The sequence below is a fragment of the Luteitalea sp. genome (assembly GCA_009377605.1).
GTDB lineage: Bacteria > Acidobacteriota > Vicinamibacteria > Vicinamibacterales > Vicinamibacteraceae > WHTT01.
The window spans coordinates 1-2332 of record WHTT01000196.1; the positions used below are offsets into that span (position 1 = coordinate 1).

1 protein-coding gene is annotated in these 2332 nt (G+C 65.9%); it reads left to right on the forward strand.

Annotated elements, in window-relative coordinates:
• The coding region (locus GEV06_28425) for an FtsX-like permease family protein (GenBank protein MPZ21777.1) at window positions 1–2332 on the forward strand (2332 nt) is incomplete at both ends.

A 2332-nucleotide genomic window follows, 5' to 3' on the forward strand; every position in this document is an offset into this window, starting at 1 on the left:
GAGAGCGCTGAGGCGCTTCCTGATTCGGCTGGCCCGTTCGGTCACGCGGCGGCGAGATGAGGAGCGCTTGCGGGAAGAGGTCGAGGCACACCTCGCGCTGCAAACGGCGGAGAATCTTCGCGCGGGCTTGCCGCCGGTCGAGGCCCGACGTCAAGCGCTGCTGAAGTTCGGCGCGGTGGAAGCGGTGAAGGAAGGGTATCGTGATGAGCAACGCCTACCGTTGCTCGACAGCCTCGCGCAGGATGTCCGGTACACGCTGCGACAGTTGCGGCGGGCGCCGTCGTTCACCCTCACGGTCACATTGACCCTTGCGTTGGGGATCGGCGCCACCGCGGCGATCTTCTCGCTGTTCAACCAAATGCTGCTACGCCCGCTGCCTGTACCCGACCCGGACCGACTGGTCAACCTCAGCGCGCCGGGCCCAAAGCCGGGTCCGGCCTACGGGGACCTGGCCGGCGACAGCAGCGTCGCGTTCAGCTATTCGATGTTCCGCGATCTCGAGCGGCTCCAGAAGGGTTTCACGGGGATCGCGGCCCACAAAGGATTTGATGCCAGCCTGTCGTTCCGCAGTGAGACCGTGAGCGGCAGCGGCCTGTTGGTCTCCGGCAGCTATTTCTCGGTGTTGGGCGTGCAACAGGCGCTCGGCCGCCTGATCGGGCCTGGGGACGACCGCGCCATGGGCGAGTCCGACGTCGTCGTCCTCAGCCATCTGTACTGGCAGCGGCAGTTCGGCGCCGACGCCACCGTGCTCAACGACACGCTCGTCGTCAACGGTCGACGGATGACGATCGTCGGCGTCGCACCGCCCGGATTCGAAGGGACAACGGCCGGGAGGCAACCTGACGTCTACGTACCGATCACCATGCAAGCATACATGATCCCGTATTGGGCGGAATGGTTCAACGATCGGCGCAGCTACTGGGTTATCCTGTTCGGCCGCCTCCGGCCGGGCGTGACCCTCGGCCAGGCTCGGACCGCGATCAATGCCGTGTACCGCGGCCTCATCAACGAGGTCGAGGTTCCCCTTCAAGAGGGGATGAGCGAGACGACGCTCGCACAGTTCAAGGCGAAAACCCTCGGCGTGGAGCCGGGACGGCGTGGTCAGAGCGAGCTGCACGGCGCCGTGCAGACGCCGTTGACCCTGCTGCTCGCGGTCACGGGCCTGCTGCTGCTGATCGCCTGCGCGAACATCGCGAACCTGCTGCTCGTACGCGCCGCAACCCGCGCGAGTGAAATGGCCGTACGGCTGTCGGTCGGGGCCCGTCGCTGGCACCTCATCGTGCAGTTGCTGACCGAGTCGTGCCTGCTCGCGGCGCTTGGCGGCGTCGCCGGGCTTGTCGTGGCGAAGGTGACGCTGAGCCTGATGGCGTCGCTGGGCCCGGAAGGAGCGCTCGCCAGTGCGGTGCCCACCACCCTTCATCCAGACATCCTGCTGTTCGCAATCGCGGTGACTCTCGCGACCGGCCTGCTGTTCGGTCTGTTCCCGGCGATCCAGAGCACACGACCCAACTTGGCGTCGACGTTGAAGGGCACCTCTGGCCAGCCGTCCGGCGGACGCGGTGCGGCGCGCGTCCGCACCGCGCTCGCCGCGACGCAGATCGCGCTGTCGATGACGCTGCTCGTCGCCGCCGGCCTCTTCATCAAGAGCTTGATGAACGTGAGCCGCGTGGACCTCGGCCTGACGATCGACCATCTCGTCACGTTCGACATCTCACCAGAGCAGAATGGGTACGCGCCAGCACGTGCGCATGCCCTGTTCGAACGGCTCGAGGACGAGCTCGCGGCACAGCCAGGCGTGACCAGCGTCACCGCGTCACGCGTGCGGGCCATTGCCCGGGACGGCTGGGGCCACAACGTTCGCGTCGAGGGATTCAGATCCGGGCCGGATATCGACAGTGGCTCGAATTTCGACCAAATCGCGCCAGCGTACTTCCGCACGATGGGGATCCCGCTGATTGCGGGTCGCGAGTTTACGCGTGCGGATGGCCGTGGCGCGCCGAAGGTGGCCATTGTGAACGAGGCGTTTGCGAAGAAGTTTGGTCTGGGGCGAGACGCCGTGGGCAAGCGCATGTCCTGGGGCGAGGATGAGCTCGACATAGAGATTGTCGGGCTCGTGCAGAATTCCAAGTACAGCAGCGTGAAGGAGGACGTGCCGCCGGTCGAGTTCCGTCCCTACCGGCAAGCCGAGGACCTTGGGTTTCTCACGTTCTACGTGCGCACGTCGCTCGATCCTGAACGGATGATGGGCACGCTGCGACAGATCGTGGCGAAGCTCGATCCGGACCTGCCGGTCGACAACCTGAAGACGATGGCACAACAGGTGCGGGACAAC